Source organism: Nitrospirota bacterium (assembly GCA_016207885.1).
Classification (GTDB): domain Bacteria; phylum Nitrospirota; class Thermodesulfovibrionia; order UBA6902; family UBA6902; genus JACQZG01.
Map to the genome: position 1 here is coordinate 220356 of JACQZE010000004.1, position 24160 is coordinate 244515.

The 24160-nt window shown below is 46.5% G+C and carries 29 protein-coding genes and 1 pseudogene; 7 read left to right on the forward strand and 23 right to left on the reverse strand.

The genetic code is table 11. The features are described from left to right. Window positions 1-6 precede the first annotated feature (6 nt). Both HY807_03770 and HY807_03775 read left to right on the forward strand, forming a co-directional pair. Window positions 7-1599: a DEAD/DEAH box helicase gene (locus HY807_03770; GenBank protein MBI4825522.1), complete on the forward strand. Its 1593-nt coding sequence runs from the start codon at window positions 7-9 to the stop codon at window positions 1597-1599. A 17-nt stretch (window positions 1600-1616) separates the two neighbouring features. Next, window positions 1617-1850, forward strand: coding sequence for a hypothetical protein (locus HY807_03775; GenBank protein ID MBI4825523.1), 234 nt, complete (start codon window positions 1617-1619; stop codon window positions 1848-1850). 36 nt (window positions 1851-1886) lie between these two features. Here the strand turns inward: HY807_03775 and HY807_03780 are convergent, their stop codons facing one another. Continuing rightward, window positions 1887-2126, reverse strand: coding sequence for a CopG family transcriptional regulator (locus tag HY807_03780; protein ID MBI4825524.1), 240 nt, complete (start codon window positions 2124-2126; stop codon window positions 1887-1889). Then, window positions 2104-2388: a BrnT family toxin gene (locus HY807_03785; GenBank protein MBI4825525.1), complete on the reverse strand. Its 285-nt coding sequence runs from the start codon at window positions 2386-2388 to the stop codon at window positions 2104-2106. The genes HY807_03780 and HY807_03785 overlap by 23 nt, the downstream gene beginning before the upstream one ends. A 326-nt stretch (window positions 2389-2714) precedes the next feature. On the opposite strand from HY807_03785, the gene HY807_03790 reads away from it, so the two are divergent. Next, window positions 2715-3446, forward strand: a complete 732-nt coding sequence (locus HY807_03790; protein MBI4825526.1) for a hypothetical protein — start codon at window positions 2715-2717, stop codon at window positions 3444-3446. 313 nt (window positions 3447-3759) lie between these two features. Here the strand turns inward: HY807_03790 and nrfD are convergent, their stop codons facing one another. From nrfD to HY807_03815, 5 genes are all read right to left on the reverse strand, one after another. Beyond that, window positions 3760-4728, reverse strand: a complete 969-nt coding sequence (gene nrfD, locus HY807_03795) for a polysulfide reductase NrfD (GenBank protein MBI4825527.1) — start codon at window positions 4726-4728, stop codon at window positions 3760-3762. Between the two features lie 8 nt (window positions 4729-4736). Continuing rightward, window positions 4737-5294 carry a 4Fe-4S dicluster domain-containing protein gene (locus HY807_03800; protein MBI4825528.1) on the reverse strand — a complete coding sequence of 186 codons (558 nt, stop codon included), beginning with the start codon at window positions 5292-5294 and terminating at the stop codon, window positions 4737-4739. 1 nt (window position 5295) lies between these two features. Further along, window positions 5296-7485, reverse strand: a complete 2190-nt coding sequence (locus HY807_03805) for a molybdopterin-dependent oxidoreductase (GenBank protein MBI4825529.1) — start codon at window positions 7483-7485, stop codon at window positions 5296-5298. Window positions 7486-7588: 103 nt separating this feature from the next. Continuing rightward, window positions 7589-7870 carry a hypothetical protein gene (locus HY807_03810; GenBank protein ID MBI4825530.1) on the reverse strand — a complete coding sequence of 94 codons (282 nt, stop codon included), beginning with the start codon at window positions 7868-7870 and terminating at the stop codon, window positions 7589-7591. 26 nt (window positions 7871-7896) lie between these two features. Continuing rightward, window positions 7897-9231, reverse strand: a complete 1335-nt coding sequence (locus HY807_03815; protein ID MBI4825531.1) for a M23 family metallopeptidase — start codon at window positions 9229-9231, stop codon at window positions 7897-7899. Window positions 9232-9395: 164 nt separating this feature from the next. Between HY807_03815 and HY807_03820 the strand changes: the two genes are divergently transcribed. From HY807_03820 to truA, 3 genes are read left to right on the forward strand one after another with little or no spacing between them, the layout of a single operon-like run. Further along, on the forward strand, window positions 9396-10274 hold the full coding sequence (locus tag HY807_03820; GenBank protein ID MBI4825532.1) for a DUF362 domain-containing protein: 879 nt from the start codon (window positions 9396-9398) through the stop codon (window positions 10272-10274). A gap of 18 nt (window positions 10275-10292) precedes the next feature. Continuing rightward, window positions 10293-10643 (forward strand): hypothetical protein, encoded by a 351-nt coding sequence (locus tag HY807_03825; protein MBI4825533.1) that lies wholly within the window; start codon window positions 10293-10295, stop codon window positions 10641-10643. Window positions 10644-10664: 21 nt separating this feature from the next. Next, window positions 10665-11405 (forward strand): tRNA pseudouridine(38-40) synthase TruA, encoded by a 741-nt coding sequence (gene truA / locus HY807_03830; protein MBI4825534.1) that lies wholly within the window; start codon window positions 10665-10667, stop codon window positions 11403-11405. Here the strand turns inward: truA and hypF are convergent. Next, complete coding sequence (hypF, locus tag HY807_03835) at window positions 11399-13648, reverse strand: carbamoyltransferase HypF (GenBank protein ID MBI4825535.1); 2250 nt, start codon at window positions 13646-13648, stop codon at window positions 11399-11401. The genes truA and hypF overlap by 7 nt on opposite strands. A 69-nt stretch (window positions 13649-13717) precedes the next feature. Here hypF and HY807_03840 point away from each other — a divergent pair, with 69 nt between their 5' ends. After that, complete coding sequence (locus HY807_03840; protein MBI4825536.1) at window positions 13718-14128, forward strand: hypothetical protein; 411 nt, start codon at window positions 13718-13720, stop codon at window positions 14126-14128. Here HY807_03840 and hypD read toward each other — a convergent pair. From hypD to HY807_03915, 15 genes and pseudogenes are all read right to left on the reverse strand, one after another. After that, window positions 14125-15165 (reverse strand): hydrogenase formation protein HypD, encoded by a 1041-nt coding sequence (gene hypD, locus HY807_03845; protein ID MBI4825537.1) that lies wholly within the window; start codon window positions 15163-15165, stop codon window positions 14125-14127. The genes HY807_03840 and hypD overlap by 4 nt on opposite strands. Window positions 15166-15189: 24 nt before the next feature. Further along, window positions 15190-15597: a putative toxin-antitoxin system toxin component, PIN family gene (locus HY807_03850; GenBank protein ID MBI4825538.1), complete on the reverse strand. Its 408-nt coding sequence runs from the start codon at window positions 15595-15597 to the stop codon at window positions 15190-15192. After that, window positions 15594-15815 (reverse strand): ribbon-helix-helix protein, CopG family, encoded by a 222-nt coding sequence (locus HY807_03855; GenBank protein MBI4825539.1) that lies wholly within the window; start codon window positions 15813-15815, stop codon window positions 15594-15596. The genes HY807_03850 and HY807_03855 overlap by 4 nt, the downstream gene beginning before the upstream one ends. Window positions 15816-15872: 57 nt before the next feature. Next, entirely contained in the window at window positions 15873-16865 is a 993-nt protein-coding gene (hypE, locus tag HY807_03860; protein MBI4825540.1) for a hydrogenase expression/formation protein HypE, read from the reverse strand. After that, window positions 16862-17608 carry a hydrogenase nickel incorporation protein HypB gene (gene hypB / locus HY807_03865; GenBank protein ID MBI4825541.1) on the reverse strand — a complete coding sequence of 249 codons (747 nt, stop codon included), beginning with the start codon at window positions 17606-17608 and terminating at the stop codon, window positions 16862-16864. The genes hypE and hypB overlap by 4 nt, the downstream gene beginning before the upstream one ends. An 8-nt stretch (window positions 17609-17616) precedes the next feature. Continuing rightward, on the reverse strand, window positions 17617-17967 hold the full coding sequence (gene hypA, locus HY807_03870) for a hydrogenase maturation nickel metallochaperone HypA (GenBank protein ID MBI4825542.1): 351 nt from the start codon (window positions 17965-17967) through the stop codon (window positions 17617-17619). Then, the gene (locus tag HY807_03875; protein MBI4825543.1) at window positions 17960-18205 is read right to left on the reverse strand and encodes a HypC/HybG/HupF family hydrogenase formation chaperone; all 246 of its coding nucleotides are present in this window, start codon (window positions 18203-18205) and stop codon (window positions 17960-17962) included. Before HY807_03875 ends, hypA begins: the two co-directional genes overlap by 8 nt. Window positions 18206-18218: 13 nt before the next feature. Continuing rightward, the gene (locus tag HY807_03880) at window positions 18219-18695 is read right to left on the reverse strand and encodes a HyaD/HybD family hydrogenase maturation endopeptidase (GenBank protein MBI4825544.1); all 477 of its coding nucleotides are present in this window, start codon (window positions 18693-18695) and stop codon (window positions 18219-18221) included. Window positions 18696-18733: 38 nt separating this feature from the next. Continuing rightward, complete coding sequence (locus HY807_03885; protein MBI4825545.1) at window positions 18734-18949, reverse strand: hypothetical protein; 216 nt, start codon at window positions 18947-18949, stop codon at window positions 18734-18736. 91 nt (window positions 18950-19040) lie between these two features. Further along, complete coding sequence (locus HY807_03890; GenBank protein MBI4825546.1) at window positions 19041-19253, reverse strand: type II toxin-antitoxin system HicB family antitoxin; 213 nt, start codon at window positions 19251-19253, stop codon at window positions 19041-19043. Between the two features lie 2 nt (window positions 19254-19255). Beyond that, window positions 19256-19450: a type II toxin-antitoxin system HicA family toxin gene (locus HY807_03895; protein MBI4825547.1), complete on the reverse strand. Its 195-nt coding sequence runs from the start codon at window positions 19448-19450 to the stop codon at window positions 19256-19258. Window positions 19451-19552: 102 nt separating this feature from the next. Beyond that, window positions 19553-20215, reverse strand: a complete 663-nt coding sequence (cybH, locus tag HY807_03900; protein ID MBI4825548.1) for a Ni/Fe-hydrogenase, b-type cytochrome subunit — start codon at window positions 20213-20215, stop codon at window positions 19553-19555. A gap of 10 nt (window positions 20216-20225) precedes the next feature. After that, window positions 20226-21941, reverse strand: a pseudogene (locus tag HY807_03905) (nickel-dependent hydrogenase large subunit). Between the two features lie 125 nt (window positions 21942-22066). Further along, complete coding sequence (locus HY807_03910; GenBank protein ID MBI4825549.1) at window positions 22067-23167, reverse strand: hydrogenase small subunit; 1101 nt, start codon at window positions 23165-23167, stop codon at window positions 22067-22069. A gap of 180 nt (window positions 23168-23347) precedes the next feature. Further along, on the reverse strand, window positions 23348-24160 hold an 813-nt coding region (locus HY807_03915), incomplete at its 5' end, for a hypothetical protein (GenBank protein ID MBI4825550.1).

Here is a 24160-nt window from a genome sequence, read left to right on the forward strand (position 1 = left end):
AGAGAAATGGGATCATTTGAAGAATTAGGCCTCTCTGAGGAGACCTTAAAAGTATTAAAGCAGAAGGGGTTTGAAGAACCGACCCCGATCCAGATAAGCACCATACCGGCGATTCTTTCCGGGATAAAGGATGTTGTAGGCCAGGCCCAGACAGGGACGGGAAAGACAGCAGCCTTCGGCCTTCCGATGATAGAACTCCTTCCTGAAAGGTCAAAGAATGTCCAGGCCCTTGTACTTACGCCTACAAGAGAGCTTGCCATACAGGTGGCCGAAGAGATCAATTCATTAAAAGGCAAAAAGAGGCTGAGCATTATCCCTGTCTACGGCGGGCAGTCTATCGAACTTCAGTTAAAGAGCCTTAAGAAAGGCGTTGATATAGTCGTAGGCACGCCCGGCAGGATAATGGACCATCTGAGGCGCAGGACATTAAAGGTGGATGAAATATCCTTCCTTGTGCTGGATGAGGCTGATGAGATGCTGAACATGGGCTTTCTTGATGATGTAATAGAGATCATGCAGTACACCGGAAGCGAGAAACGCACCATGCTCTTTTCAGCTACGATGCCGGCTGAGATAATGCAGATCGCCAAGAAGCACATGGGCGAATATGATGTCTTTAAGGTATCCAAAGGACAGCTTACGGTCAGCAAGACAGACCAGATATATTTCGAGGTGGCCGCTGCGAACAAGTTCGAGGCGCTCTGCAGGATCATTGATATTGAGGAAGACTTTTACGGCCTTGTCTTCTGCAGGACCAAGATCGATGTTGACAATGTCTCCAGCCACCTTATCGAGCGCGGCTATGACGCTGACGGACTGCACGGCGACATGTCGCAGGGGCAGAGAGAGAAGATACTGAACAAGTTTAAAAAACGCCAATCCAATATCCTTGTCGCCACCGATGTCGCGGCAAGGGGAATAGATGTCCATGACCTGACTCATGTAATCAATTACGCGCTTCCGCAGGATCCTGAATCATATGTGCACAGGATCGGCCGCACAGGCAGGGCAGGCAAAGAGGGCATAGCAATAACCTTTATCACGCCGTCAGAGTACAGCAAACTCCAGTTCATACAACAGAAGGCAAAGACAGACATACGCAAGGCTAAACTACCGAAGGTCAAGGATGTGATTGAATCAAAAAAACAGAGGATCAAGGCTGACCTTGCTGACATCATTGAATCAGAGCCAAGCATAGAATATCTGAAGATGTCGAGAGAACTGCTCGAAACCAATGAAGCGGAAGAGATACTCGCGGCGCTCCTGCAATATTCGTTTCAGGATGAGCTTGATGTGACGAGCTATGCTGAGATACAGGAATCGGTCGCGGTTGTGGATGGCAAAGGCAAGACACGCCTCTTTGTGACGCAGGGCAATAAGGACGGCATGACACGCGACAAACTGATAGATTTCATTAAGGACAAATGCGGATGCGACCTGGTAGCAGGAAAGGTAAGGGACATACAGATACTGGACAAATTCTCATTCATCACCCTTCCCTTTAATGAAGCAGAGAAAGTTTTAGCCTACTTCAAGAAGAAGAAAAGAGGGTCAGGGCCGTTTGTCACAAAGGCAAAGGATAAGAAGGGCGGGAGATAAGCCCACAGCATATTTTTATGGAAAAGAAGAATATCGAGGACATGACAGTTGAAGAGCTGAAGCAAGAGCTTGAGCACGCAAAGGAATGCCTTATTGATGAAGAAGAGACATACAACTTTTCAATGCACAAAGCATCTGTTCACATCGGCTCACTTCAGGTTGAGGCGATGAAAGAGGACTTTGAGGACAACTGCAAGAACTATAAAGCCAAGATATCGAAGATAGAAGAACTGCTGAAGAAAAAGGGTTAGCTGATATCCTACCGGCATTAGTATAACAAACTGAAATCAAGCGCTCTTTTGATGTTGAGAAGCATATAGGTCTATCAGCCGACGAATCATTTTCTGGTATGAAGTATGATTCTTTTGTGCCTCTTTCTTGAAGAATTCAATACTCGATTTGTTCAGTGCAATGGTTATCTTCACATTTTCTTCCTTTAATACTAATTTGTCAGGAGATGGAAGAAAGTCTTTGATCACTTTAAGCTTGCCCATTGGTTCATCACTATATTTGATTTTTTTCTTCATATAACTTCCTCCCTTTTCTCCAATATCCGGCACCATAGATGCGGATGATATTCCCTCTATAAGTAAACCTGACAGTCATTATGCCTTCGCCGACACGGCCGATACAGTAAAACCGTTCTTCTTCTGAACTATGAGTAACATCTTCTACTATGACACGATGAGGATCAAGAAAAGCATATTGCGCCATCGCAAAAGAAACATCATGTTTAGCCTGGTTCTCCCTGTCTTTGCTCTCATCCCAGTCAAAGCTGGTTTTCTTCATAGACATAATATACTACAGAAGCAATATGGTTGGCAATATAAATATATGGCTGAATATATGGGTTTTAATTATGGCACTTTTTATATATGGCTGGAGAGACTTGTTGGCCTCACCCAGTAAATACCAATAGTAAAACCTGCCATGCTTAGTCTTTTAAAGCCCCTATTACTATTTTCTAAAACTGACAAATCTGTAGAAATTATCGTTTAAATACAGCTGGTTATTCATATATGGTAATTTATTTGGTTTTTTTAAGTAATATTTTCTTGATAATTACTAAATACAATGCTAAGATAGTTTAAGATTTAATAGGAGGCACATAAGACATGCCAAAAATACTTGATTATCCACATGCATCATTTAGTAAAAGCTTAGAAATGGCCGAAGCGATCTATGAACTTGGGGGTGGATGCAAAATAGAATCTTGTGCCCACAAAATGGGTAAAAATGACGGAGGGGGCTTTCGCGCACTCATGGCAGCCGCAAGCAAATATGGATTAATAACCCAAAACCGAGGGCAACTGAGTATTACAGAACTATTTAGAGAATACAAACTATCATATTCTGAAAATGATGCGAACAAAGCAAAACAGAAGGCATTTCTTAATGTTCCATTATTCCATAAGATTGTCCAACGATTTCAATCAAAAAATTTACCTCTCGATATTTTCGATAAGCTTCTTATTAAAGAATTTGGAGTGCAAGAGCCCATAGCTAGCAGGGTCGCGAAGTATTTTGTCGATGGAGCAAGATCAGTTGCCTTGTTACATTCTGACAATAAGATAGCAACATTAGTAGACTTATCGAGTGAAGAAGAGGCAATTAAAAGCGATGAAAATGCTGCAAACAATCAAACGCAACAAGAGCAACCAAAGAATGATGTTCTCAATACTATAACTGAAATATCTCAAGACAAATACTCAGTAAATATTAATGGCCCTGGAATTAACTCAACCATTATAATCCTTGAAGAGGAAGATATTGGTATTGTGGAATTAATGCTAAAAAAGATACGTAAGAAATTCAATGAACATGAGTCAGTTCAACAGGATAAATAACATAATGTAACGTCGCGTGCTAATACGCGACGTTACATTATGTAGTCACAACGGCAAAGATTCTTGGTGGCCTCAGTCAGATGTCCAAACCCTGGCTGATCATTAACCTTGTCGTGGGATCGCCTCCAAAGCGATCCCCGTGACTTTATTTTAATCTACACTCCATTAATAAATTTATCAAGCTTTATGCTATTACTTTTTTGAGTTATACACTGGTATATTCCTGAATAAATCAATTATATGAGTTTGCTTTGAATGTTACAAGAAAAAACTTAACGGTTAGCAATTGAAATGAATCAAGAGAACAACTTCATCACATAAACTTCACTAACTGCCCCGCATAAATAAGCGCAAGCCTTATGATAAGTCCGCCGGTGAGTACCATGACCGCGCTCAGGTTCATCCTGAAGATCGTGGCCTCGGATAAAACATCGGCGTGGTCTTCTCTCATCTCTATCAGCTTCATTACAAGGGCGAGCGGCAGGAGCACCGCCATAAGAAATACGGCAAAGAAGTAGAAGAAGAATTCATGGCTCAGGGTAAAAAAGGGCATTATGGACGCCTTGCTGGAGACCGAGGAATTATACTGCCCGTAGAAGAAGAGCACGATTATCACTATCTCGGCAAAAATAAGCCAGATATCCAGCTTTGTATAGAAGAGCTTAACGGCAGCCCTTCTTGCGACTATGATAAGGAATGCCGCGCCAGTGGAAGATGCTGAGGTGAGAAAGAGCACTGGCAGTATCGGCGAGTTCCAGAGAGGCCTTGCGAGCATGTTGCTCAGAAGCACGCCTGTATAGATGCCGAGAAATATCCCCAGCCCGAAGCTTATCATCGCAAGACGCTTCATGTGCGGCCACATCATGTCAGAGAGTTTTATCAGGACTCCGAACCTGAGGTTGTGCCTTGATTCCGGCGGCGCGGTGGAGAGGGCGTAAAGAAAGCTGACAGGTATGATGATCATTATGCCCCATGCGCCCCATGACATCGGAGAGAACGGCTGAAGCGTCAGATAGAACCAGAAGATGTTTGTCTTGCGCTCAAGGTCAAGGAATATGAAGAGCATGCCGAATGCAAGAATGAACGGTGCGAACATGACACCTTTTTCACAATGAGGCCCTGACGCGCTGTCAGGCCATTTTCTGAGGTTCGCTATCGCTGACATTATAAGGATGCCGGCGCTGAGCCCGCCTAAGAAAAGATACATCGCCACCAGCCAGTTCCATACTTCAAGGTGAGGATATGTGATGCTGTTCATCCCTGTGATCGTGACTTCGGTCATTTTTAGCGTTACCCCTTTAATATCCTGTTAATGTAATAAACATTCGGCTCTGTCCCGGCGGCAGGTTTCAAGACTTCATGGTGGTGCTCACGCAGAAGGAGTGAGACCTCGCTTTCCGGATCCTCTATATCTCCGAATATCCTTGACCTGCCTATGCATGTCTGAACGCACGCCGGCTCCTTGCCCTTGGCTACCCTGTGCGAGCAGAATGTGCATTTATCGGCGTAACCGTGACGCGGGTCGATATATCTCGCGTCATAAGGGCATGAGGCTATGCATGCCTTGCAGCCGACACATCTGTTCTTCTTTAACAGAACCATTCCATTCTCTTTATCTTTGTATGACGCGCCTGTAGGGCAGTTGTAAACGCATGGCGGGTTATCGCAGTGGTTGCACAATTCCGAGCGAAGCTCCATCCTGAGCTTTGGAAATTCGCCCTCAACTTCCTGAATGACCCTTGTCCTGAAATGCTCCTCAGGCACATCGTTCTCAGCCTTGCACGCGACTATACACGCCATGCAGCCTATGCACCTTCTCTGGTCTATCACCATTACGTATTTAGACATTTCACGCCTTCTCTATCCTCACGAAATTTACCCGCATGCCTGTCGAGCCGCTTATCGGATCAGCAATGAACCTGGTCATAAGCCTGCTGTCGTCAGCGCCTCTTCCGTATGCCCTGCTGAGCAGCCTGCTCTTTGCGCCAAAGCCGTGCACCATATAAACACAGTCATTTCTTATCCTCTGAGTAACCTTTGCCTTAATAATTTCAGACATTATGTTGTCCTGATTGACCAGAATAATATTCTGGCCGTCCCTGATACCCATGCTGAATGCAACTTTGGCATTTATCCAGAGGACATTCTCCTCAAACAGTTCAAAGAGTTTCTGATTGTTTGCAGTCCTTGAAAAAGAGTGCACAGGCGAGCGCCCTGAGAGAAGGCGGAACCATCCCTTTTCCGGCTGCTCTATCCGGTTATATTTAGGTATCGGGGCAAAACCCTGTTCCGCAAGCCGGCTGCTGTAAAGCTCGATCTTGCCCGAAGGTGTCTTAAATACAGGCTGGTTCTCATTTGTGATATATGGATTATCAGTTCCGGGATAAAATTTGGTTCCGACCCTTGTAAGTTCATCGTAGTCGATGTTCATTGCAGCACACTCTTTTTTGATATGATCCTCATATGTTTCATAAGGGAAGTATCCGCCGACGCCGAGCCTGTTGCCGAGTTCCTTGCATATCCACCACCCGGCTTTTGATTTATAGAGCGGTTCCACCACAGGCTGTCTTATGCCGACGGATAATGACACACCTCTGTCGATCTTGAGAGCGTCGTGCCTTTCGAGATATGTGCACTCGGGAAGTATCACATCTGCCATCATCGCCGTATCCAGCGGCCTTATGTCTATCGCAATTAGGAGATCAAGTTTCATTATCGCTTCTATGCTCTTTGCGGGATTCGGCACAGCCCTCAGGATATTGGTTCCTGCCACTACCCATGCCTTGATCGGATAGGGATCAGCGGTTATTGTTGTTCTCCGCACCGCCTGCATAAGCTGGGGCTGCGCAAAGGCGTGCGGCCCTTTTGCAATTGACGCTCTTGACGGGACAGGATAACTCATGCCTGCAGCGCCTGCAAGCGGGGCTTTGGTAGGCAGGTATATCCCGCCCTCTCTTCCCCATGTGCCGAGTATCGCGCCCAATATCGCGATGCATCTCTCCCGCTGTGTGTCATTGCCGTGCCATGCCGTGAACCTTCCGGGATGCACACAGACCGAAGGGGCGTATCTGCCGAGTTCTCTTGCCGTCTCAACTATGATATCTGCAGGCAGATCGGTCTCTTTTGAGGCCCACTCCGGTGTATATTCTTTGACAGACTCTTTAAGTTCGTCGAAACCTGCGGTGTATTTATCTACATACTCTCTGTCATACAGGCCTTCGCTGATAATTATATTTATCCATGCAAGCATCAGCGCCATGTCAGCGCCCGGCCTTATCGGCAGCCAGTGGTCAGCCTTGCCTGCGGCTGTAGAGAACCTCGGATCCACCACAATTATCTTTGCCCTGCTGCCGAGAGCTTCTGTGAAATCCTGCACCTGAGAGTTATGCATGTTCTCTCCGAGATGTGTTCCGAAAAATACGATGACCCTGCTGTTCGCCATGTCAACGCGTTCCGGAGAACCAACATCAGCGCCGTATGTCAGGTCATAGGCTACCATCCTCGCAGCCCTGCACTGGCCGTAAGACGGGAAGCCGAAATTCGGGCTGCCGAACGCCTTGCCCAGATTCATCAGGTGGGTCGTTATGCCTCCGTGCATCATAAATGCTACAGACTCAGGGCCGTACTCATTCTTTATCTTTGTCATCTTCTCGGCAGCATAATTCAGTGCCTCGTCCCATGAGGCCTCCCGATATTTGCCGTCACCGCGCTCGCCTGTCCTTATCATGGGATGTTTGAGCCTGTCCTCATCATAAAGCTCTCCTACACCGGCGTTGCCTCTGGCGCAGAGCTTTCCCCTTGACCTCGGGTCATAGGGATTGCCTTCGAGCTTTTTAACTTTTCCATTGACAACCGCGGCTACCGCGCCGCAGTTCCAGAAACAGACCTCGCAGTAGGTAGGAATATAATTAACATCCTCATGAGGCTCCGGAGAGATTGCAAAGAGATGGCTGAATAATTCAGCATCTGAAAGAGAGACGGCTGTTCCTGCTGCAGCCATTGATGTATATTTAAGGAAATCTCTTCTTGATATTGGCATAACAATGACACTCTAAAAACTGCCGAGATATTAAATCAATATCACATATTCAGATGGAGGTCAAGGCAGTTGTTTTGATAAACAGGGGAGTTAATTATTACAACTACCGGATCTCTGTCCAGAAGTCATCATTATCAATGGAGATAAGCAGCATTTCAGCCAGCTCTTCTTCTAACGCAGTGTCTCCGTCTTTAAGAGCCTCGAGAAGCGCTTTGGGTACTGCTACAGTGCACATCCTGTCCTTCCTTATCAGCAGAAACCTGTAGATAGATTCTACAGGGATGAAAAATACCCGGAATACCATGATATTCCTGTCGATCTGCAGGATCTTTTTTTCAACTATACTGTAAGAAGGAACTTTATTTATCGTCTCTTCAGGGCACATGATAACGCTCTCTTTATTTAATTATATTATGTCCGGGAACTGCCTTTCTCCAGATAATCAAATATATTCACCTTAAGCCAATGGGTGTCCCACCAGAAGATAGGCGATGTTTCATAGCCGTGTATAAGCATGCCGAAATGCAGGTGGTCTCCGCCTGCAAAACCGGTAGCCCCTGACCTGGCTATGACAGCGCCCTTCTTGACCTCGTCGCCTTCCTTTACCATGATCTCCGAAAGATGAGAGTAAATGCTCATGAGCGCCATTCCGTGATCTATCGCTACGGTATTCCCGTATATTCCCAGATCCCCCGCGAACCTGACGATACCGGTGTTGGCAGCCTCAACAGGAGAATTCGCGTTTGCGGCAAGGTCATACCCGAGATGGACGCTCCCGCTTATCTTTCTGCCGTTATATATATAATCTCTCTTATCCCCGTACTTTGCCATGACCTGGCTGTTCTTCATCTGGAGGAAGTTCCCTTCCCAGAGCATCTTCGATTCCGTAACCTTGGCTATCTCACGCAGCTTCGCAACATTTTCAGCCCTCATCTTCTCATTAACCTCTTTGAAGGAGCCGACCGGATCGGAAGTGCTCGTGATGTTCAGGATCGAGACAACTGCCGTATTTATGAATGTGTCTGAGATATTTATCGAAGATGAACTGTAATTCTTCGGGGTTATCTTCGTATCAACCGCCCTGACCCTCTGATTGCCGGCCATGTCTTCCGCGACCGCGTGAATAGTGCTGCCTGCAGCCACATCAATCGGCACGGGGAAAAAGATATAGTACTCCTCAGACCCGTCAGAGCCTGTTTTGCTATCCGCCCTAAAGCCTGCAAAACGGTAATCCTTTAATTTAACAAAGACAGCGTCAGCATCGTTCGCCCTGACAGCGATAAAACCTCCGCCTCCGACATCGGCCATATATGGAGACATTAACACATCAAGAGTCGGCGGAGTGGTATCGATCACCGCGTCTATGACCTGCGTAACATCCCTGAAACCGCCTGATGATGCGACAATGGATATCTTTGCAGGCCCGTCACCAAGCTGCAGCTCCTTTGTCTTTACCTGAATTGAATACTTCTTCTCCCTCGCCGCAGGCACATCCTTTAAAAGCTCAACCGTCTTTCCGTTCTGGCTGATCGATATCACAATAGACTTCAGGTTCTTCGCGTTAAGCACAACCGTCTTGCTGGAAGAGATAAACTTAAAAGCATCAGCTCCTTCGATCACCGGAGCCGGTATAAAGAATAATTTATACGCAGCATAACCGACAGTAAAAAATATCAATAACAGCGCAACCGTTATTGATAACTTCTTGAAGATACCGCCGCTTTTTCTATTTACATAACCGCTCATCCATCCTCCTGATAACTATATATGCTGGCCTGTTATTAGTGAAATTCAAAAAAGATACCAAATAATGACCATCTAATATAATATCTTGCGAAAACTAAATCAAAGGGCAAATAGTTATAATATGAGCAGACAGACTTTAACCCTGAATACGGGAGGTGTTCTGCATGGCCAAAACAGATGTATACCTTGCTAAAACAGAAGACCCTTATATCGGAGCATGCGAAGCCCTTGATGCCCTCGGCTTCAGCGTCACAGGAAAGAGCGTCTACATAAAACCCAACCTTACCGGCGGAAGGCCATGCTACGAAGGCATGACGGTTAACACCGGCCTTGTCAGGGCTGTGATAGAGCGGATACACGACGCTCCGCGAATAACCATAGGCGAGTCATGCAGCGATACGGTAACTGCCTTCAACGAGCTCGGCTATCTTGAGCTTGTTGAAGAGTTCCCGAATGTGCGGCTTGAAGATATCCGCGAGGCTGAGATAGTCTGGAAGAAGATACCAAAGCCCTATCACACAAAAGAGATGCCGTTCAACGCCACTGTATTTAAGCATGACTATGTAGTTAACATCGCGAAGATGAAGACACACTCGCTGGCAGGCGTGACATTATGCATGAAGAACATCTTCGGCTTTGTCCCGCTGCGCAAGCAGAAGCTCATGTACCATCCATTCATAAGAAAGGCGATCATGGATATGAACCAGATAGTGAAGAGCGACTTCTGCCTTGTTGACGGCGTATGGGGAAACGAGTTTGACGAGGTGCAGAGCACGCCGAAATATACAGGCGTTGTGCTTGCAGGAGAGAATATCCTTGCAGTTGACATCACCGCTGCCGCCGTAATGGGCATCGACCTTTATGACAACGAAACATACAAGATGGCACTGGAACTTTGGGGCAGGCCTCAGATAAATGTGTTAGGCTCGCCTGTTGAACATCTTGAGGTGAAGTACAGGCAGGGATGCCTCTTCTCAACAAGGCTCAGATACATTAAAGAGACGACCGCAAGCCTGCTGTACAGAGCGGTTTATAAACACTGAGCAAATATAGGAGACCGAATGCCTTACACAAAAAATTGGAATATCCCTCTTGAATGCATAACAAAAGAAGAACTCTTAAGCCGCATTAACAACAAAGCAAATTACATCATTGTAGACACCATCGGTAAGTATGATGGCAATAAGTACAGGATCAAAACCGCAATCACCATCGATTACCCGACTGTTATTGACAGAAGAAAAGAACTGACAGGGCACGGCGAGATCATTATTTACTGCAAACACAAAGACTGCGTCGCATCAAAAAAAGTCGCATCCGCGCTCATCTCGTTGAATGTTAAGAATGTGAAGGTGTATGAAGGCGGGATAGATGAATGGGTTGAGAGCGGCCTGCCGGTTGAAGAAGTGTGATGCACACATTAAAAGGATCTTATGCGTAACATTAAACTTGTTTTGGAATACGACGGCAGCCGTTATAAAGGATGGCAGCGGCAGAAGACTATTAATAACACGATCCAGGGAAGGATCGAGCATGTGCTGCAGCTGATGACTGAAGAGAAGATCGAGCTTCACGGATCAGGCCGGACTGACACAGGAGTTCATGCGCTGGGGCAGGTTGCAAATTTCCATACTCAAAGCCAAAAGGGGCTTCCGGAAATAGAGGAGTATCTTCATAAATATCTGCCGGAGGATATCAGTCTCCTGAATATCGAGGAGATGCCTGAACGCTTCCATTCAAGGCTGAATGCGAAAGGGAAAGAGTACTTATACCGGATCTGGAACCATCCTTTTAAAAAGAATATCTTCAACAGAGGCTATTATTTTCAGATAAAAAAGCCTCTGGATGTTGAAGAGATGAAACGGGCTGCAGATCTGTTTATCGGGACCAAAGACTTTCGAAGTTTTACCGCCTTGAAGTCCAAGAACAAATCGACCGTGAGAACTATCTCAAAGATCGAGATCCTTAAAAAAGAGAACGAGATCACTCTCAATTTTTCCGGGGATGGTTTTCTTCATAAAATGATCAGAGTTATCACCGGAACGATCATTCAGGTTGGTTTAGGGGAGCTTTCTGTCCCGGAAGTTAAAGAGATGTTTGAAAAGGAAAAGCGCTCAGAGGCCGGATTTACTGCTCCTCCTCATGCCTTGTTTCTGGTCAAGGTTATTTATTGAAAGTCCCCGGCTACAACCTGCCCCAGTGATATTCCCCCGTCATTTGATGGAACAAGCTGATGGATCAAAGGTGTAAAACCCCTCTCATTCAATTTATTAAATGCCCCGGAAAGAAGTAATGCGTTCTGAAATACCCCGCCTGAAAGCGCGACCTTTGTTATGCCGGTGCTATTCCTTAATGACTCTGAAAGAGATATTATCATCTCAATAATGGTGTTGTGAAACTTCTTTGCCATATCCTCTGCCGAAACCCCTGACTGTTTCTCTTTTACAATCTCTTTGATCATAGGCCGAAAGTCAATGATGCCATCATTTATGTTGAATGGATAAATGCCATTCCCATCTGAGCGGGAAGCAGCCTGCTCAAGCATTACAGCAGCCTGGGCGTGATACGACACATGATGCTTTAATCCGATAATGGAAGCAATCCCGTCAAAGAGCCTTCCCATACTCGTTGTCAAAGGCGAGTTAACGCCTTTCTTTATCATCTCCAGATAAAATCCCTTCTCCTGTTCAGTCAAAGAGAGATGACCAAACTCTGATGCATCTCCAAATGTCTCATACAATAAAGACAGAGCTGTTCTGAAAGGCTCCTTAACAGCCTTCTCTCCTCCTGGCATGCGGTAAGGATGAAGATGATATGACCTTTTGAAGCCTGCATATGAAGCAATCATCCCCTCGCTGCCCCATACAGTCTTGTCAGTTCCATAGCCTGTCCCGTCAAATGCAAAGCCTATTACCTCTTCATCCGTTTGAATATCATTTTCAGCCATGCAGGAAAGTATGTGCGCAAAATGGTGCTGAACCTTTACAAGTTTATCCTTATAATGCTTCTCTCCAAACATTGTACTTAAGTATCGAGGGTGCATGTCAGATACGACTATCTCAGGCTTGATATTGAAGAGCCTCAGAAAGTCATTGACCGTCTCTTCATAGAACTCCATCGCAAGAGGAGTTTCAAGATCGCCTATATGCTGCGAGAGATATACCTTATCATCAATCCCGACAGCAATTGTATTATTCATATAAGGGCCAAGAGCAAGCACCGGCCTCTTCAGTTTAAAGGGCAATATTACAGGCAAAGGAGAAAAGCCTCTTGATCGCCTGATAGGAACCTGCCTTTCAGAAACTATCCTTACCACAGAATCATCGCACCTCCTGATTATCTCCCTGTCATGAATCAGAAAATAATCAGCTATTCCCGAAAGCCGCTTAAATGCGTCATCTTCATCCTTTGTGATCGGCTCATCTGAGATATTGGCGCTCGTTGCAACAATAGGCCTCTTAAGCCGCTGCAATATTATGTGGTGAAGCGGCGTATACGGAAGGAATGCGCCGATGGTGTCATTGCCGGGAGAGATTGAATCAGGAAGCCTCGTATTCTCCTTCTTTCTGAGAATGACGATAGGCCGTTCGACAGAGCACAAGGCGCGTTCTTCAAGTACGCTTACCTGCGCCTCTGCCTTTACTGATTCAATGTCATGAAACATGACCGCAACCGGCCTCTCTTCCCTCTGTTTTCTCTCTCTCAAGGTTCTGACAGACGCTTCATTCATCGCATCACATACAAGGTGATATCCGCCTAATCCCTTTACGGCGATGATACTGCCTTCTCTTATAAGTTCAATGCATTGATCAATAGCCTCATCTCTTCTGCTCAGAGCTTTTCCTTTATGATCAAGCAAGGCAACCTCAGGCCCGCAGACAGGACACGCGTCAGGCTGGGCATGAAACCTTCTGTCTGAAGGATCACTGTATTCACTCTTGCAATCAACACACATACTGAAATCCTTCATGGATGTATTCTTTCTGTCATAAGGCAGGTCTTCTATGATGGTAAAACGCGGGCCGCAGTTTGTGCAGTTGGTAAAAGGATAAGCGAACCTTCTGTTGGCTATATCAGAAATATCTTTCAGGCATTCATCGCATGCGGCAATGTCGGGGAGCACAGAGACTCGAATCTCACCGTTCTTCTCACTCTCTTTAATTACAAAATCTTTAAATCCCTTATCATGCAGAAAAGAGTGCCTTAGGCTGAATATCTGAGAGAGAGCGGGTTTCTCTTTCTCAATGCGCAGGAGAAATTCTGTAAGCAGAGGCTCCTCACCTTCAGCCTCGATAGTAACTCCGCCTGAATCATTCAGAACATACCCATTCAGCCCCATCTCTTTGGCAAGCCTGTAGATGAACGGCCTGAAGCCGACACCCTGCACGACACCTGTTATATTAATCTTCAGTCTCATAAAAACTTGCTCCACGCAATATATTATATAATTACCAATGACAATTTATGAGGAAGGTTTAATCGATAGATGAGGCTCATACTCTATTACGCGCCGTCGTTCTGGTTCAAGACATATAAAAAGATCCTTGACGAGGTTCCTGACCATAACATTGAAGAAACGGTAGAGAACACTGTGGTCGTCTTTTATCAGGCAGAGGAAGAAGACAGCGAAAAGAAGAGCAGCGTCGTATCCAAATTCGTAAAGAACGTCAAATGGGTCGCCGGAAAGTTCGATACAAAAAATATCGTGCTCCACTCCTTCAGCCACCTCTCAATGTCAAAGGCTGCGCCTGAATTGACGAATGAGATAATCACGGATGTTAAAGAACGCCTCTCAAGAACAGGCTACGCCATCACTGAAACGCCTTTTGGATACCTGAATGAATGGAAGCTGCATGTGGCAGGGGAGTCACTGGCAAAGGTCTTTAAGGAGTTTTAACTCGTCTTGTACCAGATATTGCATGAGCCTTCCTGCGAGACCATGCATGGGCCTGTAGGACTTTGCGGAGTGCATACCTTTTTGAAAAGCTTGCACGATGATGGATAAGCCTTGCCGAGTATGACTTCACCGCAGATGCATCCGGGTATCTTCTCTTCCTTCACCTCTTTAAGTTCAAAAACCTTTCTTGCGTCTTTTGCTGAATACGCGCTCTTCAGCTCAAGCCCTGAATCAGGAATATAACCTATCCCCCTCCAGTTCACGCTTGAGGCCTCAAAATATTTATGCATTATCCTCTGCGCCTGCGTATTGCCTTCCGGTTTGACAACGCTGCTATAGACATTAGTCGTCTCAGCAACGCCGTCTTTGATCTGCCTCAAAATATCAGCAATGCCGAGCAGAAGGTTCTCTGCCTCAAAACCCGCGACAACTGTCGGGATGTTGTATTTCTCTGAAAATACATTCCACGCGTTTGAGCCGACTATGGCAGAGACATGCCCCGGCGCGATGAAACCGTCTATGCCTATATCCGCATCTTTCACAAGTATCTCCATTATCGCAGGGGTCAGCCTGTGAGAGCTTAAGATATAAAGGTTGTCCGGGATACCCATCTCAAGTATCGCAGCGGTTGGCGCGGTCGTCGTCTCAAATCCGATTGAGAAGAAGACGATCTTTTTGTCAGCATGGTTCTTCGCGATCGTAATCGCTTCAAAAGGCGAAGTGATCATCCTGTAATTCTTCCCAATGCTTCTTATCGACCCGATCTTCGACGGCACTCTCAGCATATCGCCGTAGGTTACGAGAATTACATCATCTCTTTTTGAAAGGTTTATTGCATTGATGATATCGCTCTCAGGACAGACACAGACCGGACATCCCGGGCCTGGAATGAGTTCAAGATTCCGTGGCATTAAGCTTCTCATGCCTGAAAAAGCTATGGTATGCTCATGCGAGCCGCAGACATTCATTATCTTGACCTTGCGGCCATGAGGGACAAGTGAGTGGATGTGTTTTATGATGTCTTGAGTTATGCTCACAGCAAACTGTTTATGAGGGAGAGATTAACGATTTTCTTCCCTGAGTTTGAACCAGAAATCTCTCGGAGTGATTATCGCAATATCTTTATATTTTTTAAGGCTCAACAGGTCATCATCTCCTGTTATAATGAATTTTGCTTTTCCACTTAAGGCTGTGGCTATAATATTGTCATCGTCTCTATCTCTGCAGACAGGTTTTTCAATATTTGCCGGAACAACTATCTCTGCTGTATCTCTTAAATAGGCATCTATATTTTTCACAATATTCTTCGGGAGTTTAATCTTTTCAACAAGCTTTTCCTGAATCTCTGAAAGGATATACTCACTTAGTATTACTGTATGCTCAGAAAGGCAGACCTCAAAAATCTCAGCGCACAACCCTCTTGAGGCAAAAGCCGAGATAACGACATTCGTATCCAGTACCACCCTCATGAAATAGCCTTGAATATATCCTCATCCGTCAAAAGCCCTTCGGCTTCAGCAAAAGGCAGTACCTGTTTTCTTAACTGCTGAAAACGCTTGATAGCTATATACCGGACAAGAGCCTCTCTTATTACCTCGCTTCTGGAAACCTTCTCTTTCTTTGTGACGACATCCAATTCTTTTTGCAGTTTCTCAGGCAGTCTTATTGTGATAGTTTCTTGCATTATGCACCTCCCGTAAGACAATGTAACACGGTAACTGTCAAATGTCAAACACCGTGTTATTCAGCATATCCTCGGAAGCATATCGTCCTCAAGCATATCAAGCACGCGCTCTCCGCCTATTTTTGTCTTAAGCCTCACGCCGTTGTACTTTGCTGTGATCCTGCCGATAAGAGCCGCATCCTTTCCTAATGGATGTTTTCTCAGTTTATTCAGAACCTCATCTGCTGCCTCATGTGAAGTTACCACAACTGCCTTGCCTTCGTTGGCGAGATAGAGCGGGTCATACCCAAGCATATCTGAGATGAACTTAACATCATCCCTGACGGGAATATTCTCTTCATAAATTTCAACGCCAAAGCCTGATCTATCCGCAACCTCAACAAGCACTGTGGCAGCGCCGCCGCGCGTCGGGTCGCGCATCCACTTTAATCCGTCAATATCAAAGAGAGACATGAGCAAACCGTTAAGCGGAGCGCAGTCGCTCTCAACAGATGCGTCTATATCAAACTCATCGCGCGCAATGGCAACGGCAGTGCCGTGGTCTCCAAGTGTGCCTGTGACGATGACCGCATCGCCGTCTGAGATATTATCAAGAATAAGAGATCTGGCTATCTCGCCTACAGCAGTAGTGTTGATGTACAAGCCATCGCATTTACCCTTTTCAACCACCTTTGTATCGCCGGTCACTATCTTCACCCCTGCGGCTTCAGCTGTCTTTTTTATGCTATTAAGCACATCTTCAAGTTGTGCCATGAGAAAGCCTTCTTCAATGATAAAGCTTAGCGAGAGATACTTTGGAATTGCGCCGCTTACGGCAAGGTCATTCACAGCTCCGCATACAGCGAGCTTGCCGATATCGCCGCCGGGGAAAAATAAGGGGCGCACGACATAGGAGTCAGTTGTGATAGCTATGCGCGGGTTCTCAAAACTTATGTAAGCCGCATCCTCAAGGGGCTTCAGTTCGCTTGAATCGAGATATTTCAGAAATAGCTTCTCTATCAGGTCTCTTGTGAGCCTGCCGCCGCTGCCGTGTCCGATCTCGATCTTCTTCATTTCAACTTGTTTCTAAGAAACGTAAACCACTCTCCCATGCCTTCACCTGTTGTCGCTGATATGACAATTATCTTTAATTCAGGATTGAGTGATAACGCATCCTTCTTTACCCTCTCAATATCAAAATCAAAATGCGGGAGAAGGTCTGACTTTGTAATGATAAAGACATGCGATGTCTTAAATGCCTTTGGATATTTTATCGGTTTGTCAGGCCCTTCAGGAACTGAGACAAGCACAACCCTGATATGCTCGCCAAGATTAAAAAATGAAGGGCATACAAGGTTGCCCACATTCTCAATGAAGAGTATATCCATCTTCTTCCCGTGAAGCTGATGCTCAAGCTCATGCATGCCTTTATGTATAAGCGCTGAATCAAGATGACAGGCACCTCCGGTTGTAAGCTGCACGGCAGGCACGCCCTTCTTCCTTATCCTCTCGGCATCAAGGTCGGTCTCTATGTCGCCCTCAAGAACTCCGAGGCTGAACTCATCCTTCAGCGCCTCGGCAGTCTTCTCAAGCAGTGTTGTCTTGCCTGAGCCGGGTGAGCTTATAAGGTTTAAGGCAAAGATACCACTGCTGTCAAAATGTTCCCTGTTATGCGCTGCTGCATCTTCATTTGCCTTAAGAAGGCTCTGATTAATCTCAACGGTCTTTACATCTTTGCCTCCCCCCTTGACAAGGGGGCCTGCCTGTCCGGTAGGCAGGGAATGAGGGGGGTGTTCGCATCCGCATGAATCGCACATATCTCTCCTTAAACTTCCAACTCAACATTAACTATATCCATCTCCTCACCTGAGAGAAGCTTCAATTTGTATGACTTACAAGAAGGGCAGGACGGGAAATGTATACTGTCGAGTTCAAATATTTCATTGCAACTTTTGCATTCATACTTTAAAGGGACTTCTTCTACCTGTATCTCTGCTGCTGAGATGAGAGGGTTCTCCATCTTTATCGCATCAAAGGCGAACTTCAGTGAATCAATGACAATGCCGCTTGCCCTGCCTATTCTCAAATTGACGGCGATGATATGTTTTGCGTTGTTCTCTTTGGCTATCCTCGCAAGTTCATCCATCATACTCAAGGCTATTGAGACCTCATGCACCTGCATCCTCCTCGTCCATCAGCCTGAGTATCTCATCAAAGCCCTGCCATATCTCATCAGCCTTTTGCTTATCCACCTTCTCAATGGCAAATCCCACATGGACGATAACATGGTCGCCGATATTCACATCGCCCTCGGGCAGAAGCTGAAGCCCGATATTGCGCTTCACACCCCTTGCCTCAGCTATTCCTGAAGGGTAATTGATTTCAACAACCTGCATCGGTACACCTACGCACATAATTATTTATACCTTATTTCCTGATTGGATTAATACCCCATTCCCGCAGCTTATCCAGAACCTTTGCATAGAGATCATTAAACCTTGCCTTTATCTCTTCCGACATCTCAGTGCTCGTCTCCATGGACTTCGGCTGTATCCCGATAAGGCACATCTCAGGCGGGCTTATGCCCATGAGCTTTGCGGCAAATAGCATATCAGGCAGGCCTATCTGGTGCACGGAAAGTTTCTGGCTCAGAAAAGCAGGGATCCTGTCGCCAATGACGGTATCAATAGCGCCGGGTTCCTTCTTAAAGTTTGCAGCGTCAATTATCAGAAGCCTGTCACTGCCCTCGATAAAAGGCAGAAGGTCAAGCCCCTTTGTGCCGCCGTCTATCAGTGTGACATTGTCAGGGAAAGTATATTCATCGTCAAGTTTATTAACGATATGAACCCCAACCCCGTCATCGCTTATGAGAGTGTTGCCTATGCCTAATATGGTTGTTTTCAATATAATTCTCCGCCCTTCTCTCTTCCAATGTCATTAAGCTAACGCTTTGGTTCTTCTTTTTTAAGGAAATATACCAATATCATTAGAATGCCTGCTGTGATAAGAAGGATTCCCAAAGGAACATTATAACCGGGAATAGCAATGGGCAATTCGGGATACTTATAATAAGCAAACTTTGGGTTTTTAATCACACTAACTCCAAGATATACAAGGATTACACCTAAATACACATATGAAGAAAATATTTTTTTCATCTCGTCAATAAACTCCTCAACTGCTGAATTCTCAGAGATCGTACGTAAGTGGAGCAGGATAAAGTTATTGGAATAAAATTCTGCAAATCTATTAAGGCACTGCTACATATTCTGCAAAAGAAGTCGATTCGGGGATGGAGAGATTATCTTCAACCAGTCCCTGAATATGCATTTGAATCGCCTCATGCATATTCATTTCTGTCTCCTCCCTTGTAGCTCCTGTCGCAACACAGCCCGGCAAGTCAGGTGAATATGCTGAATAGTTGCCATTGGCTTTTTCTATGATCACTAAAAAACGATGCATGATTACTTTGCCTCCTTTAAATTCGCCTGTTTTAAAATACTGTTTAGAGTGCCGGGCGCTAAATCATCATTGGAATGCCCCGCGATTGTTACCCTGCCCGTCTTTATAGAGTGCTTGTATTGCCTGTGACTCCCTTTTGTGGCAATAAGGAACCAGCCATCTGACTCAATAAGTTTTATAATATCACGCACCTTCATTTTATTCATCCACTCCAAAAATCAGCCCCGGAAACCTCAATCGTCAGGACTTCCGGGGCTATAGATTAACCCGTTACTTACCGCTCATTACTCTTTACGAGATCATTCCCACTCTTTCCCTGTAACAAATTTGTACCCGTTAAAGATCGAGAGCAGCAGGCCGTTCTTCTCCTTTGTGTCAGCAAAGATCGCAAGATAGATATGAAGAATGGAAAATGCGATAAGCACATACATCACAAGATGATGGTAGAGCCTGATGACCGGCAGGTACATGAAGCCTGTCATCCATCCGCCGAGCAGTGTCCAGACTGCGCCTGTGTGGTTTACTGAATACAGTGCGAAGCCCGAGAATATCTCAAAGAGGAATAGCATGAAGACTATCAGATACGTAAATCCTGCAAGCGCGGTATGTCCGGCGGTGTAAGGAACTTTCTTGCTTATAAGGAGATAGAACTTGAGCGCGTCAATAAGGTCGTTCCACTTCTTTGCCGTGAACGGAAACCATACGCAAAAGCACGCGTACTTGTTGCCCATGACCGACCAATACATCCTGATGATGAAGCTCATCAGAAAGACATAGGCTGAGACAAAATGTATGAACCTCATCCAGCCCATGATGTACTGTTTGGTTGTGTAGGCATAAAAATATGGGTTGCCGATGTATATCCCTGTAATTGCAAAGGCAACTATACTGAGAACAAAGAGCCAGTGGGTAAGCCTTACCGGAAACTCCCAGATATATACTCTCTTTCGTTCGCTCATCATATCAGCCTCCCTAAACGACCTTTATCCTGATGACCTCTTTGCCCTCTGCGTCCACAACATGAACCGCGCATGCCATACACGGGTCAAATGAATGTATGGTTCTCAGGATCTCAACAGGCTGGTCAATGTTGGCAACAGGCGTTCCTATCAGCGCCTCCTCGAACGGGCCCCTCTGCCCCTTTGCGTCCCTCGGAGAACCGTTCCATGTTCCCGGAACAACACACTGATAATTCTCTATCTTCTGGTCTTTGATCTTTACCCAGTGGCCGAGCGCGCCTCTCGGAGCCTCATGAAAGCCGTAACCCTGCGCCTCTTTCGGCCATTCAGACGGATCCCACTTCTCGCCGGCATGTATCTTCAGGTCGCCCTTCTTCATATTGGCGGCAAGCTGGCCAAGCCATACAGGTATCTGCTCTGCCGTGACAAGCGTCTCTACGCCCCTTGCGGCTATCCTGCCAAGCGTTGAGAAGAGAACTGTTGGAGGAAGATTACCAAGTTTCTGCAGAACGCTGTTGACAACTGCCTGAATCCTTTCATGGCCTGACGCATACGCAACGAGCATCCTTGAGAGAGGCCCGACCTCCATCGCCATGTCATCATAACGCGGAGCCTTCAGCCATGAATATTTCTTGTCAGTATCAAGCTCTGCATAGGGTGGTTTAGGCCCTGAGTATTTATAGTTCGTCTCGCCGTCCCACGGGTGTTTGCCTGCGCCGTCCCCGCCTGTATACTCATACCATGAATGCGTCACATATTCCGTGACCTTCTTGTGATCTACAGGGTGGACTTTTGAAAGATCCTTGTTAAGGATTATCCCGCGCGGCAGCCAGAGATTTGATGAGTTGGTGACTGTGTCATTCGGGAACTCGCCATAGGAGAGGAAGTTGCCTACGCCTGCGCCATGTCCTGCCCAATCAAGATAGAAAGGAGCAACAGCGAGTATATCAGGTATATAGACCTGCTCGACAAACTCCTTTGCCTTCTGCGCAAGGCCGTGCATAAAGGCTATGCTGCCTGCGTTAAGCGCGTTCTGGCTGTTCGGGTCTACAGGTATCGACATGCCGCCGACTATATAGGTCTGGGCATGCGGGTTCTTCGCGCCGAGCATTGCCTGCATCTTTATGACATCCCTCTGCCAGTCAAGAGCCTCAAGATAATGCGCAACAGCCATGAGGTTTGCCTCTGCTGGAAGCTTGTACGCCGGATGTCCCCAGTAGCCATTGGCAAACGGGCCAAGCTGGCCATTCTCTACAAATGCCTTGACCTTATCCTGAACGCCTTTGAAATAGTCTGTGCTCGATTTGCCCCAGTCAGAGATAGACTGCGCAAGCGCGGATGTCTTTGCAGGGTCTGCGCTCAATGCGCTCACTATATCAACCCAGTCAAGGGCGTGAAGGTGGTAAAAATGTATTACATGATCCTGTACATACTGAATGCCGGAAATAAGATTTCTGATAATTCTTGCGTTATCAGGAACTGTGATGCCTAAGGCATCTTCGACCGCTCTCACCGAGGCGGTTGCGTGAACCGTAGTTCAGACGCCTCATATACGCTGGGTAAATGCCCAGGCGTCCCTCGGGTCCCTGCCCTTGAGAATGAGTTCGATCCCCCTGAACATCGTGCTTGAGCTCCATGCGTCAACGACCTTTCCGTTCTCAACCTTTGCCTCGATCCTCAGGTGCCCTTCAATCCTTGTTACCGGGTCAACTACAATTTTCTTAGCCAATGCCAGTCACCTCCTTATATAATATTCCCTCTTTTGTATTTTAATTTGTCATTTCGACCGGAGGGAGAAATCCCGGCTGTCTGCAATCGTAAGATTTCTCGTCCTTACGTCCTCGAAATGACACTTTAATCTGTATCGTCTTCTTCCTTCTTCGGAGATACCGCCCTTGCGATCCCATGGACCAGAATACCTGCAGCCGTTGCCGCCGCAAGCCCGGCACCGACCTTGTCGGCGGTACTCTCAACACCAAAGCCCGGCACATTCGGAAGCCGCTTGTAGAAAGGCGTCATATTATCCCAGAACATCGGCTCTGAACATCCGAGACAGCCGTGGCCCGCCTGGACAGGCCAGCTTGTTCCTTCATTGTATTTGACAGTGGGGCAGTTATGGAATGTCTCAGGCCCTTTGCATCCCATCTCGTATAAACACCATCCATTCCTTGCTCCCTCGTCTCCCCAGTGCTGCACAAACTGTCCGGCATCAAAGTGCGCCCTTCTCTCACAGTTGTCATGTATCCTCTTGCCGTAAGCAAAGAGCGGCCTTCCGTAATTGTCTACATTGGGAAGCGCGCCGAAAGTAAGATAGTGAACTATTGTTGCTGTTATATTCTCAGCATTCACAGGACAGCCCGGAAGGTTAATCACAGTTGCGTTTGGAACAGCCTCTTTGACACTCACCGCGCCTGTGGGGTTGGGGCTTGCGGCAGGCAATCCGCCGTATGAAGCGCATGTGCCTACTGATATCGTGGCAAGCGCATTGCCGCAGACCTCGCGTGCGATATCAACCGCAGTCCTGCCGCCTATACAGCAGTATATGCCGTCATCCTTAAGCGGTATCGAACCCTCGACAACTACGAAATAATTCCCTTTGTTATTCTTCACCACATCCATCAGCGACTTCTCTGCCTGAAATCCTGAAGGAGACATTATCGTCTCATGATAATCCACAGACAGGACATCAAGAACGAGCTGGCCGACCGTAGGGCTGGTCGCCCTCAGAAGCGCCTCGGTATCTCCGGCGCAGTCCTGATACGCAAGCCATACGAGAATAGGCTTCTTTCCGGTTATAGCCTCGGCGATCTTTGGAATGAATGTGGCTGGCAGTGATAAGAGCGCTGCCATTGAGGTACAGAACTTCATAAAATCACGGCGGGATACTCCTTTGCGGGATAAAGCGTCCAGAGATTCAGACATCTTCTGCAGGGCCTCGTCTGGAAAAGATTTCATAATTCCTCCCCTTTTTTATGTCTTAATTTGTATTAATCGGCGGGTATGTTTACATAAAATTATCACATATGGTTATATATGTCAATGGAAAACTGGCTCTTCCACAAAGTGATTGGGTAATTATCCCCCTCCCCTTGTGGGAGGGGGTAATGCCATATGAAAGATTTTAGGGAAATACCCTTATTTTCTCCTGCCTGAACCCCTGCTTCTAAATACAATGCCGGTGAAGATTATGCCAAAGAAGATCAACGCAAACTTCGGATACTTCACCCCATAGACCATCGGAGTAAGTGCGATTCTTGTGGCAACCCTTAAGCCTTCATGCCTGCTGATATAATCAGCTATCGGCGGGGAATTTTTGTAATAGAAGTTTACAAACGCGTTACCAACATAATTTGTCAAAAGATAGTTGTCCCTGAACTTCCTGAGAGCCATGACCTCAGGATCAAGATAACTGCCGTAAGCTGCTGTGGCTATGAAGCATCCTCCGCCACCACCGCCAGAACTGCTGTCAGAACTTGCTACACTCGGCCCGCCCTGGTCTATTATCGTTCCGTCAGCGGTAAGGTCGTCATCACCCCTCTGACCGTCAACAAAATGCAGTATTATCGTATTCCCGTTTATCTCAGCGCCTGTCGTGCCGTTATAAAGGAACTCGTACCAGTGGTCTGTATGATTATCAGGCGTCGGCCCGTATTTGTGATAAGTGGCGGGGACAGGGCCGGTTGTATGAATGGTCAATGTTGCCGCCGCTCCGGGTGCAAGCCCGGTTATGGTAAAGTCAAAGAATCCGTATGGGAATACGGCTGCAGGAGCATCGGTTGGTGAGGGGTTTCCTGTGGCAAGCACACCGCTCAGCGCAGTGCCTTCAGATGATGCGAGCGTCACATATTCCCGCAGGTCGTTTGTAGGAAGCGAGGCGACATTGTCCTGCTGACAGTCAGGTATGCCGTCGTTATTGCCGTCAAAGTTCATATCGCTGCCGTCAGGCCC

Bases quoted from the DNA above. Each gene is read 5' to 3' on its own strand.
- HY807_03815 (MBI4825531.1), bottom strand. From the start codon at position 9,231: ATGAGCGGTTATGTAAATAGAAAAAGCGGCGGTATCTTCAAGAAGTTA.
- HY807_03780 (MBI4825524.1), bottom strand. From the start codon at position 2,126: ATGAAGAAAAAAATCAAATATAGTGATGAACCAATGGGCAAGCTTAAA.
- truA (MBI4825534.1), top strand. From the start codon at position 10,665: ATGCGTAACATTAAACTTGTTTTGGAATACGACGGCAGCCGTTATAAA.
- HY807_03775 (MBI4825523.1), top strand. From the start codon at position 1,617: ATGGAAAAGAAGAATATCGAGGACATGACAGTTGAAGAGCTGAAGCAA.
- HY807_03790 (MBI4825526.1), top strand. From the start codon at position 2,715: ATGCCAAAAATACTTGATTATCCACATGCATCATTTAGTAAAAGCTTA.
- HY807_03875 (MBI4825543.1), bottom strand. From the start codon at position 18,205: ATGTGCGTAGGTGTACCGATGCAGGTTGTTGAAATCAATTACCCTTCA.
- HY807_03810 (MBI4825530.1), bottom strand. From the start codon at position 7,870: ATGTGCCCTGAAGAGACGATAAATAAAGTTCCTTCTTACAGTATAGTT.
- HY807_03850 (MBI4825538.1), bottom strand. From the start codon at position 15,597: ATGAGGGTGGTACTGGATACGAATGTCGTTATCTCGGCTTTTGCCTCA.
- HY807_03895 (MBI4825547.1), bottom strand. From the start codon at position 19,450: ATGAAGGTGCGTGATATTATAAAACTTATTGAGTCAGATGGCTGGTTC.
- HY807_03885 (MBI4825545.1), bottom strand. From the start codon at position 18,949: ATGAAAAAAATATTTTCTTCATATGTGTATTTAGGTGTAATCCTTGTA.
- HY807_03820 (MBI4825532.1), top strand. From the start codon at position 9,396: ATGGCCAAAACAGATGTATACCTTGCTAAAACAGAAGACCCTTATATC.
- HY807_03910 (MBI4825549.1), bottom strand. From the start codon at position 23,167: ATGAAATCTTTTCCAGACGAGGCCCTGCAGAAGATGTCTGAATCTCTG.
- HY807_03840 (MBI4825536.1), top strand. From the start codon at position 13,718: ATGAGGCTCATACTCTATTACGCGCCGTCGTTCTGGTTCAAGACATAT.
- hypF (MBI4825535.1), bottom strand. From the start codon at position 13,648: ATGAGACTGAAGATTAATATAACAGGTGTCGTGCAGGGTGTCGGCTTC.
- HY807_03825 (MBI4825533.1), top strand. From the start codon at position 10,293: ATGCCTTACACAAAAAATTGGAATATCCCTCTTGAATGCATAACAAAA.
- hypB (MBI4825541.1), bottom strand. From the start codon at position 17,608: ATGTGCGATTCATGCGGATGCGAACACCCCCCTCATTCCCTGCCTACC.
- nrfD (MBI4825527.1), bottom strand. From the start codon at position 4,728: ATGACCGAAGTCACGATCACAGGGATGAACAGCATCACATATCCTCAC.
- HY807_03800 (MBI4825528.1), bottom strand. From the start codon at position 5,294: ATGTCTAAATACGTAATGGTGATAGACCAGAGAAGGTGCATAGGCTGC.
- hypE (MBI4825540.1), bottom strand. From the start codon at position 16,865: ATGAAGAAGATCGAGATCGGACACGGCAGCGGCGGCAGGCTCACAAGA.
- cybH (MBI4825548.1), bottom strand. From the start codon at position 20,215: ATGATGAGCGAACGAAAGAGAGTATATATCTGGGAGTTTCCGGTAAGG.
- HY807_03785 (MBI4825525.1), bottom strand. From the start codon at position 2,388: ATGAAGAAAACCAGCTTTGACTGGGATGAGAGCAAAGACAGGGAGAAC.
- HY807_03805 (MBI4825529.1), bottom strand. From the start codon at position 7,485: ATGCCAATATCAAGAAGAGATTTCCTTAAATATACATCAATGGCTGCA.
- HY807_03770 (MBI4825522.1), top strand. From the start codon at position 7: ATGGGATCATTTGAAGAATTAGGCCTCTCTGAGGAGACCTTAAAAGTA.
- HY807_03890 (MBI4825546.1), bottom strand. From the start codon at position 19,253: ATGCATCGTTTTTTAGTGATCATAGAAAAAGCCAATGGCAACTATTCA.